This is a genomic window from Actinoplanes sp. NPDC021490 (genome assembly GCF_055562135.1).
In genome coordinates this window covers 898,904-914,419 of sequence record NZ_JBVHFW010000001.1, presented here as the reverse complement: position 1 = coordinate 914,419, position 15,516 = coordinate 898,904, and the positions used below count along the sequence as shown (strand labels likewise).

Sequence of the window (15,516 nt, the reverse complement as noted above, 5' to 3'; positions counted from 1 at the left end):
CCTGAGTACGCTGCCCGTATGTCATACGCGGTCCCACCGACCCGTACCGCGGCGGTCGTCCGTCAGCTGCGCAACGAGATCGTCACCGGCGAGCTGCCCCCCGGCACGCTCATCAAGGACGCCGAGCTCGCCGCGCGCCTGGGAGTCAGCATCACGCCCGTACGAGAAGCGATAGCCCAGCTCAGCGTCGAGGGCCTGATCGACATCGCGCCCAACCGCACGCGGCACGTCACCAAGGTCACTCAGAAGAACGCGCTCGAGCTGATCGATGTGATGAGCGTGCTGGCCTGCGCCGGCTTCGAGTGGGGGGTCGACAATCTGACCGACACCCACATCGGGCTGCTGCGCCAGCGCCAGAAGGAGTTCATCGACGCGCTGGCCGCGGGCAACGTGCTCGCGGCCGGGGCGGCCGGCGCCGACTTCAGCACGATCATCATCCTGGCCAGCGGCAACCGCGAGCTTCAATCCATGGTGGACCTGGTGGTCGCGCGCACGATGCGCATCCTGGCCATGACGGCCGAGAGCGACCTCTGGACCAGCTGGATCGAGGGCCACGACGCGATCCTGCGGCTGCTCGAGGAGGGCGACCGCGATGGGGCGCTGGCGCGCTACCGGCAGATCTACGTCGACTACCGCACCCAGGTCGAGCGCGAGATCTTCGTCGATCAGTAGCGTCGCAGCAGCTGCGTGACGCCGTCGATGGCGTCGCGGCGTACGGCGAACCGGGTGATCCCCCACCGGTTCTCCACGTCGCGCAGCTTGGCCGCGATCTCGTCGAGCGTTCCGGCGAATACGTACGGGCAGGTGGTCACCGCCTGCTCGTCCTCGTCGCTTTCTTTGGCGTACGCGGCGTAGGCGGCACCGGCGTCGTCGGTGACCTCGAACCGCTGCACCAGCGCCTCGGCCGGCTTTTCGCCGCAGAGCTCGATCTGGGCGTCGATCTGGTCGCTCCGCCACCGCGCCTCGTGCATGTGGCCGTCCTCCAGCGTCCGGCCCAGCCCGGACAGGCCGATCAGGTCGGCGTTGCGGGACGCCCAGCGCAGCAGCCGGCTGTTCCCGCCCCCGATCAGCAGAGGAACCTTCTCCTGTACGGGCCGCGGCTGCTTCAGACCTTCACCGGCGAGCATCCGGACGGCCGCCTCGGCGACCGCGATGCAGTGGTCGATCCGCCCCCGCACGTCCGGCCGCACCCGCCCGACCGCCGCCCACTCGGCCGGCGTGTGCCCGGCGCCCAGCCCCAGCACGGCGCGCCCGCCCGAGACGACGTCGAGCGTGGCCACGTCCGAGGCGAGAAGCATCGGCTCGCGTACGCCCGCGTTCGAGACGTACGAGCCCAGACGGATCCGTGAGGTCACCGCGGCCGCCGCGGCCAGCGCGACGAACGGGGCGGCGCACGAACCCGGGTGGTCGGCGACATAGAGCGACTCGAACCCGGCCGCCTCGGCCCGGCGGGCGGTGTCGAGCCAGCCGGCGGCGGTGTCGGGCAGGGCTTGCAGCGCGAAGGTGACCATGCGCCGATCCTGGCCCGCGACTCGCGTGGTTGCCCAGACCTTTTCGCGCCGGGCGAATTAGCAACCCGGCGGCAACCGTGATCTTCCTCGCGTTGGCACCGGCCGCGCCGATGGACGAGGCGTGACCCCCAATCTGGTCCTCGTCGCCGAGGACGACCCCGACATCCGCGACTTGCTGACCGTGACCCTGGAATCCGCCGGGTTCCGGGCGGTGGCGGCCAAGGACGGGCACACGGCAGCGCGCATCCTCACCGTCGCCCGGCCGGCCGCCCTGATCACCGACGTCCGGATGCCCGCTCTCAACGGCATGGAGTTGTGCCAGCTCGCCCGGCGCGACCCGGCCTCCCGCGACACCGCGATCCTGATGATCTCGGCGCACGCCCACATGTTCGACATCGACGCCGGCCTGAGCTCCGGCGCCGACCGCTACCTGCCCAAACCGCTGTCCCCGCGGCGTCTGGTGGCCGAACTGCGCGACCTCATCACCGAGCGCGGCTTCGCCCCGAACTGAACCGCTCAGCCCCGCCGACCGTTTCCGAACCAGGAGGTACAACCGAAATGACCGCGCTTCTCGCACCGCCGATCGAAGAAACCGACGCCTTCACCCGCGCGCTCTCCTCCAGGCCGATCATGGCGCCGCTGTCACCCAGTGTTCTCATCGCCGATGACGATGACGACGTGCGCGACGTCATCGAATACCGCCTGCAGGTGGCCGGATACCGCACGATGACCGCGGACAACGGCCGGTCGGCGCTGAGCCTGGCCATCGAGCGCCGCCCCCGCGTGATCATCCTGGACGTCACCATGCCGCAGATCGACGGTCTCACCGTCTGCAACCGCCTGCACGAGAGCCCGGCCACGGCCGAGATCCCGGTTCTCATGATCAGCGGCAACGGCCGGCCCACCGACCTCGAACTCGGTTTCGCCGCGGGCGCCGACGACTACCTGCCCAAGCCGTTCAGCACGCGCGAGATGATGCGCCGGGTCAGCTGGCTTCTCCTTTCCGCCGGGCGGTGACGGGCGTTCCTCAGATACGGGCGTCCGTTGCCGAACGTCACTTCGTGTCTCCCCTGCTGCGCACGCTCGGTTTCGCCGCGCTGTACGTGATCGCCACGTACGCGGGCCGGCTGACCGTGCTCGACCAGACCAACCTGAGCCTGGTCTGGCCGGCGGCGGGCGTGCTGGCGGTCTGGTTCGCCGGGCAGCCGCGCTCCCGGTGGCGCTGGGCCGACCCGGCCGCCCTGCTGGCGATCACCGTCGGCGTCAACCTGGCCACCGGGTCGGGCGCGGCGATGGCCGGCTTCTTCGCGGTCGCCAACCTCGTTCAGGCGTACGGGCTGGTCTGGCTCCTCCGCCGCTGGTTGCCCACGCTCTGGGCGCCGGGTGGCGAAACCATCAGCCGCATACCTCAGCTGTGGCGGTTCCTGCTCGCCGCGCTCTTGAGCAGCGCGGCCGGCGCGGGCCTGGGCGCGGCCGGGCTGTGGCTCGTGCACGGCGTCCACTCGCCGGTGTCCGCGGTGGTGTGGCTGGCCCGCAACACGGTCAGCATCGTCGTCGTCGGCATGGCCCTGCACCTGCTGCTGCGGCCGGGCCGGCTCTGGACCCGGTGGAAGGAGTTGGGCGCGCCCTGCCGCATCGAGCACATCGGTGTGGCCGCGGCCTCCGCGCTGGCCTACCTGCTGGTCTTCGGGATCACCCACGGGCTGCCGCTGGCGTTCACTCTGATCACGTTCACCGTGTGGGCCGGCGTACGGCTGCGCACCTCGTCCGTGGTCGTCCACTCGCTGATCTTCGGCGGCTCGGCGATCATCCTCACCCTCCACGGCACCGGCCCGTTCGCGGCCATCACGTCGCACCCGCTGCGGGCCCTGGTGGCACAGCTCTTCGTGGCCACGGTGGCCGTCGTCGGGCTCGTGCTGGCGCTGGGCCGCGACGAGCGGGCCGCCCTGGTGGCCCGGCTGCGCGCCTCGGAGGAGGCGGCGGTCCAGCACGCCACCACCATGGCCACCATCATCGACTCGATGCAGGAGGGGCTCGTCGTCATCGACGAGACCGGCCACCACCGCCTGGCCAACGCGGCCGCGGGCCGGCTCATCGGCATCACCAGCGGCACCTCGTACGTCAAGGAACCGGGTTTCTACGGCCTGGCCCGCGCCGACGGCTCACCGCTGGCCGACGGCGAAGCACCGCACCAGCGCATCCTGGCCGGCACGTTCGAGCCGTCCGACCTGATGATCCGCAACGCGGCCACCCCCGGCGGCCGTGTCATCCACGTCAACGGCCGCGTGCTGCCCAACAGCCGGGAGGCGCTGGTCGTCTTTCACGACGTGACCGCCGACCGCCGGCACCGCGACGAGCTGACCTCGTTCGCCGGCGTGGTCGCCCACGACCTGATGAACCCGCTGGCCACCATCGAGGGCTGGTCCGAGGTGCTGGCCGGCGAGATCGACCAGGACAACGACTTCTCCGTGGACAGCGTGATCCGCATCCGCCGCGCCTCCGAACGCATGCGCTGCCTGATCGACGGCCTGCTGGCCTACACGACCGCCCGCGACGCCGGCCTCGACCCGGTCCCCGTCGACCTCGACGCGGTCGTCCGCGACATCGCCACCGGCCGCCTCGACCACGCCGCCAGCATCGGCGCCCCCATGCCCCGCTTCGACCTGGAAGACCTGACCCTGGTGCGCGCCGACCCGCTGCTCACCCGCCAACTGCTGGAAAACCTGATCGGCAACGCCATCAAATACACCGCCCCCGGCGTGGTCCCGCAGATCGTCATCCGGGCCCAGGTGGCCGGCGACGGCTTCGTCCGCATCTCGGTGTCGGACAACGGCATCGGCATCCCGACGGGCCAGCACGAGGCCATCTTCCAGAACTTCCACCGCGCCCATGTCGCCCAGGGCTTCATCGGAACCGGCCTGGGCCTGGCCATCTGCAAACGAATAGTCGAACGCCACGGCGGCACAATCGAAGCCACCCCCGGCAACGAGGGCGGCTCCCAGATGACCTTCACCCTGCCCGTGTCGGCCTGAGCCGAGCCGCCTCGCGTCCTAATGAACGGCCGCAAACCGCCGATTTATCTGGTAGGACCGGCGACAGTGGTGGAGGAACCTTGGGAGCGAAAGGCAAGCCTGATCGCGACGCCGGTGTGACGCTCGTCGAGGTCATGGTCGCGATGGGCGTGACATCGGTGGTGATGGCGATGGTAACGACCGCCGTCGTGCAGATGTACCGCTTCAGCAACCGCAACGAGGTGCTGTCCCAAGCCATGGTCCAGTTGCAGTCGGCCTTTCAGCAACTCGACCGGTCGATCCGGTACGCCGGCGCGATCAGTCAGCCGAACACCGCCGCCACGACGACCGGCGGATGGTACGTGGAATGGTCCACGGACACCGACGGCACCGCGGTGTGCACCCAACTCCGGCTGAACACGACGTCGGGCGTGCTGCAGCAGCGGACGATGCCCGCGGACCAGCCGATCGGCGGCTGGGTGACGGTCGCCTCGTCGCTCGGCGGAAGCCGGCCGTTCACGCTGCAACCGGCGAGCACCAGCGGCTACCCCCACCAGCGCCTGACCGTCGACGTCACGGTCAGTTCCCCGAGCACCTCGTCGCAGGCCCCTCGCCGTTCGACCTTCTCGTTCACCGCCCTCAACACCACGCTGACGACCGTGAGCGGCGGCGTCTGCACCGGCATGAGCCGGCCGTGAGGACACCGCGCCGCGACGACGGCTCCATGCCCCTGGCCATGCTGGTGGTGATCGTCGGACTCGGTCTGACCATCCTGACGGCGACCACGGTCACGCGGGGCGAGCAGGACACCCGCGCGGCCGTCAGCCGCACGACGGCGCTGCAATCGGCCCGCACCGGACTGGCCAGCGGCCTGGCCTCGCTGCGCGCCGCGGTGAGCGCCGGTAACGCCGGTCTCCTCACCGCGCTCCCCTGCACGACGGGCGCGGGCCAGGTGACCGGCACGGCCGGCGCGAAAGCGGGCAGCTATGCCACCACCATCTGGTATCTCGACACCGATCCGGGCCACCAGGACGAGGCCTGGGTGCGGGCTCACGGGGTCGCCTGCGCCACCACGATGCCGGAGACGCCGCGATACGCGCGCCTGATCTCCGAGGGCACCTCATCCGACGGGAAGTACCGGCGCACCCTGGTTGGCACGTACCAGTTCCGGCTGCGGGCAGCCGGCAACATGCCCGGCGGGCAGATCCGGGTCTATCGCACCCCCTCGGCCACTCAGGACTATTGCCTGACCGCCAACACTCCCACCATCGGCTCGCCCCTGACCATGTCGGTCTGCACGACGAACGCGGACGGCACCACGGTCGGCAAGCAGAAGTTCGGCTACATGTCTGACATCACGATCAAGCTGATGACCGCGAACCCGTCGCTCTATCCCCGCGGGCTCTGCGCCCAGGCGGGCACTACGCAGGCAATCGGGCAACGCGTCGAACTGCGCGAATGCGGCCTCACCACGCTGACCCATCAGCAGTGGAGCTTCGACTCGGCCAGCAACCTGCGAGGCACCACCGACGGGCGCAACCTCAACGTCTACTGCTGGAACATCGTGCCTTCGAGCCAGCAGATCGTGCTCAACAACACGACCGGAGGGCTGAACAACGACAACTCCCGCCGGTGCGGCCTGACCACCACCGACTACCAGTCGTGGAACATCACCGCCGACGCCGGATCGGGCGCCGCCGGGCCGGAATCCGGTCAGCTGGTCAACTTCCGCCAGTTCGGCAAGTGCATGGACTACAACTACAGCGCCGGGCTGAACTGGGCCTTCCCGTGCAAGCAGTCGCCCAGCATCGAGTTCCGGGACATGAGTCAGGTCTGGAATCAGGTGTGGACGCTCCCCGGCTACGGCACCAAGGGCCTGGTCTACGTGACGAAGACCGACAACGTCACGAGGATGTGCCTCAGGGCTCCGGCCGCCGGCCAGACCAGGGTCACGGTCGTCACCTGCCCGGCCAATGCGGCCATGGCCGCGGCCGATTACATCTGGCTCATTCGAGGCGACAAGGCGGCCACGTACGACGAGAAGTACCGTATCGAAGGCACCGGCGGCTGGACCGGTCAGTGCCTGGCCCCTCTGCCCGCCCCCGGCAACCCGGTGCAGGCCGACTGGATCGGCTTGACCGCCTGCAGCGGCGACTACCTGCAGAAATGGAACGCCGTCCCACCGGTCAGCACGTCCGGCCTGACCGGGGTGATCGAGCGATGAGCCCCCGCCGCGCGAGCGATGAGGGCTTCACCCTGCTGGAGACGATGGTCGCGCTCGGCATCGTGGGCGTCGTCATGGCCGCCCTGGCCCTGTTCTTCATCCGCACGTCGACCGTCCAGCACCGCCAGGCCGACGTGCAGGTCGCGTCGCAGCTGGCGGCCAATTCGCTGGACTATGTCAGCCAGCTCCCGGGCGAGAACGTGCTGCTCGGCCGCACCCAGACAGCGGTGCAGGGGCAGTGGCAGGCGCCGGCCGCCGCCGTCCATCTGGACCCGGCTCGCACCGAGCAGGCCTGGCAGGACCCGTCCCTGCCGACGCCGGTCTCGGTGCAGGGTCTGCCGACGACCCCGGAGACCATCCAACTGACCCAGGACTCGGTCCCCTATCAGCGCTGGTGGTACGTGGGACGCTGCTGGCAGGCGAAGACCGGCGGCGACTGCGTCGTGGTGCCCACCGCGCTGCGAACGACCCGCGTCGAAATGTTCCGCATCGTCATCGCGATCACCTGGACCGCCCCCGACTGCGCCGGTCGGCAGTGCCAGTACGTGACCACCATGCTGGCCGAATCCAGCCTGGACGACCCGATCTGGTGACCGGGTAACCTCACCCTCCCTCCAGGCCTCTAGCCGATCTCGGCACTGATCACCGGGTGACCCTGCTTGCGCAGATAGCGCAGGACCTCGGTGATCGAATAGCAGTCGGCCAGGGCGTTGTGCTCGCGGTCCACTGTGCCCGTCAGGCCGGCGGCGAACGACAGCCGGCCCGCCGACTCGGCTCGGGTGGCCGGGAGCAGGGTGTTGACGTACGGGCGGATGTTGATGAACGGGGGCAGGCTCCGCTTGGGTGCGCTGCCCCCGGGGACCTGCAGGACGAGGTTTTCGCCGACAACGACCATGTCATTGCCGTACGAGAGAACGTAGTTGTCGTCGCAGAAATCGAGGAACTCGTCGAGGGCCGTCAGGAACGGGACGCCGTGCGTGTCGACGTCGGCCTGGCTGATGCCGGTCAGCTCCTGGAAGAACGGCGACAACTCCGGGTTGCGGACCGGGCGCACCAGCCGGTCGAACTCGCCCTCGACCTCGAGACCGGTGGAGTCGAGCCGCAGCGCGCCGAACTGCACGATCTCGCGGAACTCGCCGGCCCCGGACCAGCCCCGATCCTGCGCACCGTCCCAGGTAGTGAACTCCAGGTCAAAGACGATGATCACGGCTCGACGCTACTGGATCTTTCTGGTCCGCCTCATCTTTCTGGTCCGCCTCAATTTGTCAGCCGAGACACTTCCGGACCGCGACCGAATAGGCCGGATCGCTGGTCGCCTCGCCCACAGCCTGATATTTGGCGCCCGCGAAACCCCAGCCGCCGCGCGCCCCGGTCGACGAGGCCACCCGATAGAGGACCCGGCCGTCCGTGCAACCGAGCGCCGGCACCACCTGCACCCGGCCACCGGCGCCGCCGCAGGTCCCGTTGAACCCCTTGGCGATCAGTTGCCCGTTCCGGAAGATCTGGGCGCAGGTCGCGATTCGTTCTGCGCTCGCCGGTTCGGCCACTGCCTTTCCGGGCGGCGGCTCCCCGGCCGCGTCGATCGGCAGGAAGATGCCCTGGTCGGCGCAGGCGGATTCCAGCCCGAGCACCTGGGTGACCAGCGGTTGCGCGTACAGGAGGCTGTCCTTGCCCTCGGTCTGTGACATGCGCCAGGCGATGTCCATCACCCTGGTGCCGTGCTCCCGCAGGTCTTCGTGCCGCGAGTCGGCGAACACCTGCCGCGCGCGGCGATACTCGTCCTCGGTCATCGGCTTGCCCTTGGCCGGGTCAATCCGGAACGTCGTGGATCCGCCCCGCATCGCCTCGCAGGCGCCGACCCCCGAATCCTCGAGGATCATCCCGCGGTCGTACGCCGTCCACACCCCGCCGCCGAGCACGAGCACGGCCAGCAGGAGCACAGCGTAGGGCCACCGGGGTGTCTTGCTCGCCGGCTCGGGTTCGTCCCCGATCGGCGGCACACCACCGTCCTTCATCTTGCCCCCAACGCCGGAAGCGCCGGAAATCGGCCGCACCGAAACCCAACGACACTCCCCGACACCGCGCAGTGGCCCGATCAGATATTCACGGCCGCCGATCATCCGAGGGCACCCCCAAACCTGGGTGGCCGTCGCGATGCATTACTGGGCGCGGTTTCTCCGATGGCGTGACAGCAGTTCCTCCAGGGCGCGCAACTCCGTCTCGAGAGCGGTGCGCCCGCCGGGAGTGATGGCGAGCCAGGTTCGCGGGCGGCGTCCCTCGTGCCCCTTGGTCACCTCGACGAGGCCCGCTCCCTCGAGGACCGCGAGGTGCCGCGACAGGTTGCCGCCGGTCAAGTTGAGCGTGTCCCGCAGGTAGGTGAAATCGACGCGCTCCGCTTCCGCGCAGATAGTCAGAATCCCCAGCCGGTGCCGCTGGTGGACGGTGTCGTCGAGAACGTTGGTGGGATGCGGGCGATCATCGGCCTCGGTGGCGTCGGACGGGATCACGAGGCCTTCCGGCGCGCCCGCCCCGCAGCGGTGGCGCCGGCGACGATCAGGACCAGAGCAGGCAGTAGCACGGTCGGAACGTACCCCCACCGGGGAAAGGCGTCGCCGAAGGGCACCAGGTTCACGTACGCCACCGAAGCCACCAGCAGGACGGCCAGAGTCGCCGCCGTCACGGTCAGCAGGCCGCTGCGTTCGACGCGGGCCAGCACCAGCACGCCGACCGCGATCACCAGGATCGGGATGAGGCCGAGGTTGAGCAATGCGTACACCGGGCGTAGCAGGAATCGGGCCGCCTCCGACACCGATGTGGACGTGCCGGTGGCCAGCCATTGGAGCACCGGGCCGAGCACCAGGCCGCCGACGACTCCGGCCACCCCGGCCACGAGATATTTCCGGGTCGAGGTCTGAACGCCGACCTTGAGCGCGTGCCGGCGATGCCACCACAGCGTGCCGACATAGCCCAGAATCAGGGCGGCCAGCCAGTACCAGCCGAGGGCGCCGGAACGCTCCAGCAGATCGCCACCGAGGCCGGCCAGGGGCGGGTTTCCGGCCGGGGCCCGCAGAGCGTCCGGCCCGGTGGAGTCGAGATAGAGCGGCGTTGCCGCCAGCGCCAGGATCCCGAAGGCCAGCAACGGAACGCCGTACGCCCGCCGATCCCTTCGCACCGTGCGCCGAAGCTCCGCAAGCTGATCCAGCAGAGCCGCCGGCTGCGTGGCGCCGGCTTCGGAAGCCTCGGTCATCGCACACCTCCGCGTGTGTAGTGCACACAAGTTTGCATTACCAACAAGATGAGCACAAGGAGGCCACTGCGGCGCATCGGAGGGCGAACGAAAAAAGCGCCCGAACAATGTCCGAGCGCTCTACAAGGGTGGAGCTGAGGGGACTCGAACCCCTGACCCCCACACTGCCAGGGGGTCATCGTCGATCTTGGTTGAGCTGCAAGTACCTCACCTGGCCATACTCGGTTGGATTTGCCGCAGTTCCCCGCCACGTCCCGCCGATGACCGGCCGTCCTGGCACGAATCTGGCACGCGGCGAACCTTCCGACGCTTCCGTGTCAAGGTTTGGCACGGCGGCCGACTCGTCTCAAAGGAACGATTATCGAGCGCCGTGCCGACCCGCCTCACCAGCTCCCCCGGATAGAAAAATCGCGCCGGGCCAGCTCCAGTCAAGAAAGCCCAAGCCAAGACTTGATCAAGTCGTACACAGTGTTGACTAGCAAGCCCATTAGAAACTGACCGTAGGGATTACCGAGAAAACTCTTCAGCGTGTCGAACGTGAACCTTGACTGAGCAATCTTGGCCCGAAATGTGCTGAGTTCAGAGCTCAGGGTGAACGCGACACCATTGCTGGAAGTTCTGGATGGCCTTGAAGAATCTGGGGCTTCTGTACCTAGTCATAGCCTGCCCCTCTCGTGATGATCCCCGCTGGAAGTGTGTGCTTTGGCTTCTACACGTTGTGCCGAGCTAGCCGGTTCACTCATTGACAAAGATCTTGAAACTTACGTCGTTAGGGATCATCCCCGCGCTGCCGGACTCCGGCACGGACCCCTTGTCCGACTCCTTGACCCCCAGGCAACTTATGATCTTGAATGAGCTTGGTCAACAGGTCGAGGACCTGCGCTCATGAGTCCGCAGTGGTCCACGGGCGTCCGGCGTCGTTGCTGGCGATTGTCACCCAGTTAGACACTCACGCCACAGGGACATTGGGCGTCGACATCAAACTTGGGCCGGCAGACTAGCCACCCGAACCGCTGCAACCGTGGTTGATTAACTACCATGAGTGTCTACGAGGACATAGCTGCAGAGACAGCCGGCCGGGCCGCCGGGCAGTCTGGCGAGGACATGCAGACAGACGCGATCGGCGAAGGACTCGCGGCAGTGGCCTACGCCCTGCTCGAAGTTGCTCGTGCGATCCAAGAGTTGGCCTCAGCCACTAAGGCGCGGTCTTGAGTCTCGGGCCCGTTTGCCGCACCTCGCGGCCATGCAACAACTAACGCGGCGTCGACAGGACCGCACTTTTGCCGCATGGGCGCCCTTTCCGTATCAAGGTTGCGATCTTTTCCAGGAGGCAGCACGCTGCTGGGGTGACCGAGACCGTATCAGCATTGATCGACACACCGACCACGAAGAGGCTCGGAATCCCCGTCAGTGCCGCCTGTTACCGATTTGTAGAGAACAGTCAAGACATGAGGGATTTCTACGCCCTTCATCAAGCGGTAAGCAAGGCAGGCGTCCCGGTCATATCTAAGAAGATGCATGTGGTAAACAAAGCCGTTATTGTGCTTATTTCCGCCATGTGGGAGGCCTATTGTGAGGACCTGGCCGACGAGAGCCTTACCACCCTGGTCAAGTTCGCCCCAAGTTGGAAGAATCTTCCGGAACCGCTCCTGAAGAGCGTCACGAAGGACCTTAGGGGAATGGGCGACCTCGGCCCCTGGATACTGGCCGATGATGGGTGGCGAGACTATCTTATCGCCCGGCAGCCCAAGCTTATGCAAAAAAGAAATTATTCATTTGCTACGCCCAAGTCAGAACAGGTCAATAGGCTCTTTTTGGATTCCGTCGGAATAGTCAATATTTCCGATAGCTGGGAATTGCCGTACAGCCCGGATCGGTCCAAGCGCACCCTTGACCAATACATCGATATGCGCAATGTAATCGCACACCGCTACTCGCCGGGGCAGGCAGTAGTGAAGAAGAATGTTCGCGAGTTCTACAATTTGATAGCTTACTTGGTCGCTCAAACCGATGCCGCAGTCGGCGAAGTGATTGAGCAGGTCACTGGCGAGAGCAGGTGGGCAGATCGCGCCGACACCGGGGTTGCCATTTAGGAGACTGCCCGGTGTCAAGGCATGGTTGACATGGCACTGTTCCGACCTTGAGCGCTACGCCCAACCCGGCCCTACCGGCCGCGTCTTTGTCGGCCCGCACGGGGGCATACCTCTTCGCCGCAACTTCAACCGGATCTGGCATGCCGCGCTCAAAAGGCCAGAATCCCGAAGGAGACCGACCTCCACCTCCACGACCTTCGCCGCACAGGGAGCATCTGGCTGCGCAGAGCGGCGCGACGCACAAAGAGTTGATGGCACGCATCGGTCATTCCAGCACCCGGGCGGCGATGATCTACCAGCACGCGAGTCGTGCCCGAGATGAAGCCATCGCTACCGCGCTCAACCTGCTGATCGTGGAAGCGCGCACCAAGGGCAACGAGTGATCTGGCATGTATCTGGCACAAAGGGAAAGGCCCGGACCGAGGTCCGGGCCATATCTCCTGGTGGAGCTGAGGGGACTCGAACCCCTGACCCCCACACTGCCAGTGTGGTGCGCTACCAGCTGCGCCACAGCCCCTTGCCGTCCCCGGTTCGCCCGGGCACGGAAGAAATACTACACACCTCCGAGCCGCCCCCGAAGGGACCCCCTCAGTTCGCGAGGGGCAGGCCCGGGCCGGCTCAGTTGAGGGCCGGGTCGGGCGGGAAGTGGGCCACCGCGGCCAGGATGTCGCCCTGGCGGCGCAGGACCATGGCCCACAGGTCGTCGGGGCGGGTCATGAACGGGTCGCCGGGCAGGGCGTCGAGCAGGAACCAGGAGCCGGAGGCGATCTCCTCCTCCAGCTGGCCCGCGGACCAGCCGGAGTAGCCGGCGAACACGCGGATGCCGGCGACGCTCTCGCGCAGGCGTTCCGGGTCGGCCGAGAGGTCGACCGTGCCGACCGCGCCCGAGACCTGGTGGAAGCCGGACACCCGCTTTTTCACCTCGGGGCGGGTGCGGGCCAGGCAGATCGCCGACTCGGGCTGCACCGGGCCGCCCTCGAAGAGCACGGCCGGATCGCCGGCCAGCTCGCCCCAGCCGCCCAGCACGTCGGCGACCGGCACCTCGGTTGCGCGGTTCAGCACCACGCCGAGAGCGCCGCCCGTCTCGTGGGCGACCAGCAGCACGACCGTACGGTCGAAATTCGGATCTTTGAGGGTTGGTGTCGCCACCAGGAGCCGGCCGGTCATCGACTCCATCGACCGGCCTCCGATCCGCTGGCCCTCGCTATACATACGCCGTCCCCAGCAACGCCATGCTTGGCACATTAGCCCGAGATTCGGGCCCCCGATAAGGTCTGCCCATGAACCCAGCGGCCGAGATCGGCGTCATCGGCGGATCGGGCCTCTATGCCCTCCTGGACGGCGCCTCCGAGCACGAGGTGTCCACGCCCTACGGTGCGCCCTCCGATCCGATCACTGTCGCCCAGGTGGGTGACCGTCGCGTGGCGTTCCTGCCGCGGCACGGGCGCGATCACCGCTACCCGCCGCACAAGATTCCCTACCAGGCCAATCTCTGGGCGCTGCGCGCTTTGGGCGTACGGCAGATCGTGGCGCCCTGCGCCGTCGGGGGTCTGCGTCCCGAGCTCGGCCCGGGCACGTTCGTGGTGCCCGACCAGCTGATCGACCGTACGAGCGGGCGCGCGCAGACGTACTACGACACCGGCGCCGTGCACGTGAATTTCGCCGATCCGTATTGCTCGCACGGCCGGCGCGCCGTGCTGGCCGCGGCCGAGCCGGTCGCCGCGGTCGACGGCGGCACGATGGTTGTGGTCGAGGGGCCGCGTTTCTCGACCCGGGCCGAGTCCCGCTGGTTTACGGCGATCGGCGGCGCGGTCGTCAACATGACCGGTCATCCCGAGGCGGTGCTGGCCCGCGAGCTGGGGCTCTGCTACACGTCGATCGCGCTGGTCACCGACCTGGACGCGGGGGTCGAGGGCGAGCACGGCGTCACCCAGGAGGAGGTCTTCGGGGTGTTCGCCGAGAACACGGCGCGGCTGCGGGGCGTACTGCTGGATGCTGTGACCCGGCTGCCGCGGGAGCGGACGTGCCCGTGCGCGTCGGCGCTGGACGGTCTGAAGTTGCCGATCGAGCTGCCCTGAAAAGCGCTCGAAAGTGTCACAGGGCCCCGATAGCGTCCGGGCCATGGACGACGCCGACGGTTACTTCGATGAAGCAGTTGCCCGTACGTATGACGACGCGACCGGCACGGAGTTCGACCCGCTGGTGGTCGCGCAGACCGTTGACGTTCTAGCCGATCTGGCGACCGGCGGCAGCGCGCTCGAGTTCGCGATCGGCACCGGGCGTGTCGCCGTCCCGCTGGCCGAGCGGGGCGTCTCCGTGCGCGGCATCGACATGTCGCGCGCGATGGTCGCCCGCCTGCACGCCAAGTCGCCGGGCCTCGAGGCGGCGATCGGCGACTTCACGACGACGCGGGTCGAGGGCCGCTTCGATCTGGTCTACCTCGTCTTCAACACGATCATGAACGTGACCACGCAGGACGCGCAGGTCGACTGTTTCGTCAACGCCGCCGCCCATCTGCGCCCCGGCGGCCGGTTCCTGGTCGAGGTCATGATCCCCGAACTGAGGAAGTTGCCGGCCGGCCAGACGCTGGTGCCGTTCACGGTGACGCCGTCGCGCTGGGGCTTCGACAGCTACGAGGTCGCCACCCAGGGCATGGCCTCCAATTACGTGAGCCTGCACGAGGACGGCCGCGGCGAGTTCTGGTCGGTGCCGTTCCGCTATCTGTGGCCGGCCGAGATGGACCTGATGGCCCGGATAGCCGGGCTGCGGCCGGAGCACCGCTGGGACTCGTGGGCCCGCACCCCGTTCACCAACGAGAGCGGCAAGATCATTGCCACCTGGGTCAAGCCATGACCTCGTCGAGGTAATCGCCCAGCTGCCCGACCATCTCCGCCGGTGTCAGGTGGCCGGCCAGCACGTGCAGGCTCAGCCCGTCGACCACGGCGTGCAGGCGCCGCGCGGTCGCCTCGACGTCCCCGTCCGGGGTCAGGCCGGCCGCGAGGTTCCGGCACAACTCGTACATCAGCGTGAACTGCTTCTTTTGCACCTCGGCCAGCGCGGGGTCGCCGAGACCGAGCGCGAGGAACGAGAAGGCGATCGTCGCCTCGGCCTTGCGTCGCTCGTCCACCGGCATGGTCTCCAGCAAGATCTGCAACACCGCTTCCCGTACGCCCTCCGCCTGCGGCATCTGTTCGATGCGCTCGGTGACCTGGTCGATGACCTGCTCGCAAGCGAAGGCCAGCAGCTCGCCGCGGGTCGCGAAGTAGTGCCGCAGCGCGCCCGACGACCAGCCCGATTCGGCGGCGACCGAGCGGATCGACACGTCGGCCACCCCGTCGCGCGCGATGACGCGCCCGACCGCGGCGGCCAGCTCTCTACGGCGTACGGCATGGTCGACGATTTTTGGCACACCCGATCATCGCACGACTGT

Annotated in this window: 18 protein-coding genes and 1 tRNA gene; 11 read left to right on the top strand and 8 right to left on the bottom strand. The window is 67.9% G+C overall.

The window, feature by feature from the left end; genetic code table 11:
- Positions 1–18: 18 nt before the first annotated feature.
- The gene (locus tag ACZ3I4_RS04320) at positions 19–672 is read left to right on the top strand and encodes a GntR family transcriptional regulator (RefSeq protein WP_465380379.1); all 654 of its coding nucleotides are present in this window, start codon (positions 19–21) and stop codon (positions 670–672) included.
- Here the strand turns inward: ACZ3I4_RS04320 and ACZ3I4_RS04315 are convergent.
- On the bottom strand, positions 666–1,511 hold the full coding sequence (locus tag ACZ3I4_RS04315) for an LLM class flavin-dependent oxidoreductase (RefSeq protein WP_465380378.1): 846 nt from the start codon (positions 1,509–1,511) through the stop codon (positions 666–668). The genes ACZ3I4_RS04320 and ACZ3I4_RS04315 overlap by 7 nt on opposite strands.
- 121 nt (positions 1,512–1,632) lie before the next feature.
- Here ACZ3I4_RS04315 and ACZ3I4_RS04310 point away from each other — a divergent pair, with 121 nt between their 5' ends.
- The 6 genes from ACZ3I4_RS04310 to ACZ3I4_RS04285 all read left to right on the top strand — a co-directional run bounded on the left by ACZ3I4_RS04310 (position 1,633) and on the right by ACZ3I4_RS04285 (position 7,339).
- Positions 1,633–2,022 carry a response regulator transcription factor gene (locus ACZ3I4_RS04310; protein ID WP_465380377.1) on the top strand — a complete coding sequence of 130 codons (390 nt, stop codon included), beginning with the start codon at positions 1,633–1,635 and terminating at the stop codon, positions 2,020–2,022.
- A gap of 47 nt (positions 2,023–2,069) precedes the next feature.
- Complete coding sequence (locus ACZ3I4_RS04305; RefSeq protein ID WP_465380376.1) at positions 2,070–2,528, top strand: response regulator; 459 nt, start codon at positions 2,070–2,072, stop codon at positions 2,526–2,528.
- Between the two features lie 44 nt (positions 2,529–2,572).
- Positions 2,573–4,543: an ATP-binding protein gene (locus ACZ3I4_RS04300; protein ID WP_465380375.1), complete on the top strand. Its 1,971-nt coding sequence runs from the start codon at positions 2,573–2,575 to the stop codon at positions 4,541–4,543.
- Positions 4,544–4,623: 80 nt separating this feature from the next.
- Entirely contained in the window at positions 4,624–5,220 is a 597-nt protein-coding gene (locus ACZ3I4_RS04295) for a PulJ/GspJ family protein (RefSeq protein ID WP_465380374.1), read from the top strand.
- Entirely contained in the window at positions 5,217–6,746 is a 1,530-nt protein-coding gene (locus ACZ3I4_RS04290) for a hypothetical protein (RefSeq protein ID WP_465380373.1), read from the top strand. Before ACZ3I4_RS04295 ends, ACZ3I4_RS04290 begins: the two co-directional genes overlap by 4 nt.
- Complete coding sequence (locus ACZ3I4_RS04285; protein ID WP_465380372.1) at positions 6,743–7,339, top strand: type II secretion system protein; 597 nt, start codon at positions 6,743–6,745, stop codon at positions 7,337–7,339. Before ACZ3I4_RS04290 ends, ACZ3I4_RS04285 begins: the two co-directional genes overlap by 4 nt.
- Before the next feature lie 29 nt (positions 7,340–7,368).
- Here ACZ3I4_RS04285 and ACZ3I4_RS04280 read toward each other — a convergent pair whose 3' ends face one another.
- The 4 genes from ACZ3I4_RS04280 to ACZ3I4_RS04265 form a co-directional block, all read right to left on the bottom strand.
- Positions 7,369–7,953, bottom strand: a complete 585-nt coding sequence (locus tag ACZ3I4_RS04280; RefSeq protein ID WP_465380371.1) for a 3'-5' exonuclease — start codon at positions 7,951–7,953, stop codon at positions 7,369–7,371.
- Positions 7,954–8,011: 58 nt separating this feature from the next.
- Positions 8,012–8,746, bottom strand: coding sequence for a hypothetical protein (locus tag ACZ3I4_RS04275; protein ID WP_465380370.1), 735 nt, complete (start codon positions 8,744–8,746; stop codon positions 8,012–8,014).
- A 159-nt stretch (positions 8,747–8,905) separates the two neighbouring features.
- Positions 8,906–9,250 (bottom strand): winged helix-turn-helix domain-containing protein, encoded by a 345-nt coding sequence (locus tag ACZ3I4_RS04270; protein WP_465380461.1) that lies wholly within the window; start codon positions 9,248–9,250, stop codon positions 8,906–8,908.
- Positions 9,250–9,993 (bottom strand): hypothetical protein, encoded by a 744-nt coding sequence (locus ACZ3I4_RS04265; RefSeq protein WP_465380369.1) that lies wholly within the window; start codon positions 9,991–9,993, stop codon positions 9,250–9,252. The genes ACZ3I4_RS04270 and ACZ3I4_RS04265 overlap by 1 nt, the downstream gene beginning before the upstream one ends.
- A gap of 1,346 nt (positions 9,994–11,339) precedes the next feature.
- On the opposite strand from ACZ3I4_RS04265, the gene ACZ3I4_RS04260 reads away from it, so the two are divergent.
- Complete coding sequence (locus ACZ3I4_RS04260; RefSeq protein WP_465380368.1) at positions 11,340–12,086, top strand: HEPN domain-containing protein; 747 nt, start codon at positions 11,340–11,342, stop codon at positions 12,084–12,086.
- A gap of 251 nt (positions 12,087–12,337) precedes the next feature.
- A complete protein-coding gene (locus ACZ3I4_RS04255) occupies positions 12,338–12,469 on the top strand; it encodes an integrase (RefSeq protein ID WP_465380367.1) in 132 nt (43 codons plus the stop codon).
- 58 nt (positions 12,470–12,527) lie between these two features.
- On the opposite strand, the gene ACZ3I4_RS04250 is transcribed toward ACZ3I4_RS04255, so the two are convergent.
- Positions 12,528–12,603 (bottom strand) — tRNA-Ala (locus tag ACZ3I4_RS04250).
- A gap of 101 nt (positions 12,604–12,704) precedes the next feature.
- Entirely contained in the window at positions 12,705–13,298 is a 594-nt protein-coding gene (locus ACZ3I4_RS04245; RefSeq protein WP_465380366.1) for a YqgE/AlgH family protein, read from the bottom strand.
- Between the two features lie 68 nt (positions 13,299–13,366).
- On the opposite strand from ACZ3I4_RS04245, the gene ACZ3I4_RS04240 reads away from it, so the two are divergent.
- Both ACZ3I4_RS04240 and ACZ3I4_RS04235 read left to right on the top strand, forming a co-directional pair.
- Positions 13,367–14,164, top strand: a complete 798-nt coding sequence (locus tag ACZ3I4_RS04240) for an S-methyl-5'-thioadenosine phosphorylase (protein WP_465380365.1) — start codon at positions 13,367–13,369, stop codon at positions 14,162–14,164.
- A 43-nt stretch (positions 14,165–14,207) separates the two neighbouring features.
- Positions 14,208–14,939 carry a class I SAM-dependent methyltransferase gene (locus tag ACZ3I4_RS04235; RefSeq protein WP_465380364.1) on the top strand — a complete coding sequence of 244 codons (732 nt, stop codon included), beginning with the start codon at positions 14,208–14,210 and terminating at the stop codon, positions 14,937–14,939.
- Here ACZ3I4_RS04235 and ACZ3I4_RS04230 read toward each other — a convergent pair.
- A complete protein-coding gene (locus tag ACZ3I4_RS04230) occupies positions 14,929–15,495 on the bottom strand; it encodes a TetR/AcrR family transcriptional regulator (protein WP_465380363.1) in 567 nt (188 codons plus the stop codon). The two genes, ACZ3I4_RS04235 and ACZ3I4_RS04230, sit on opposite strands and share 11 nt — an antisense overlap.
- Between the last annotated feature and the right edge of the window lie 21 nt (positions 15,496–15,516).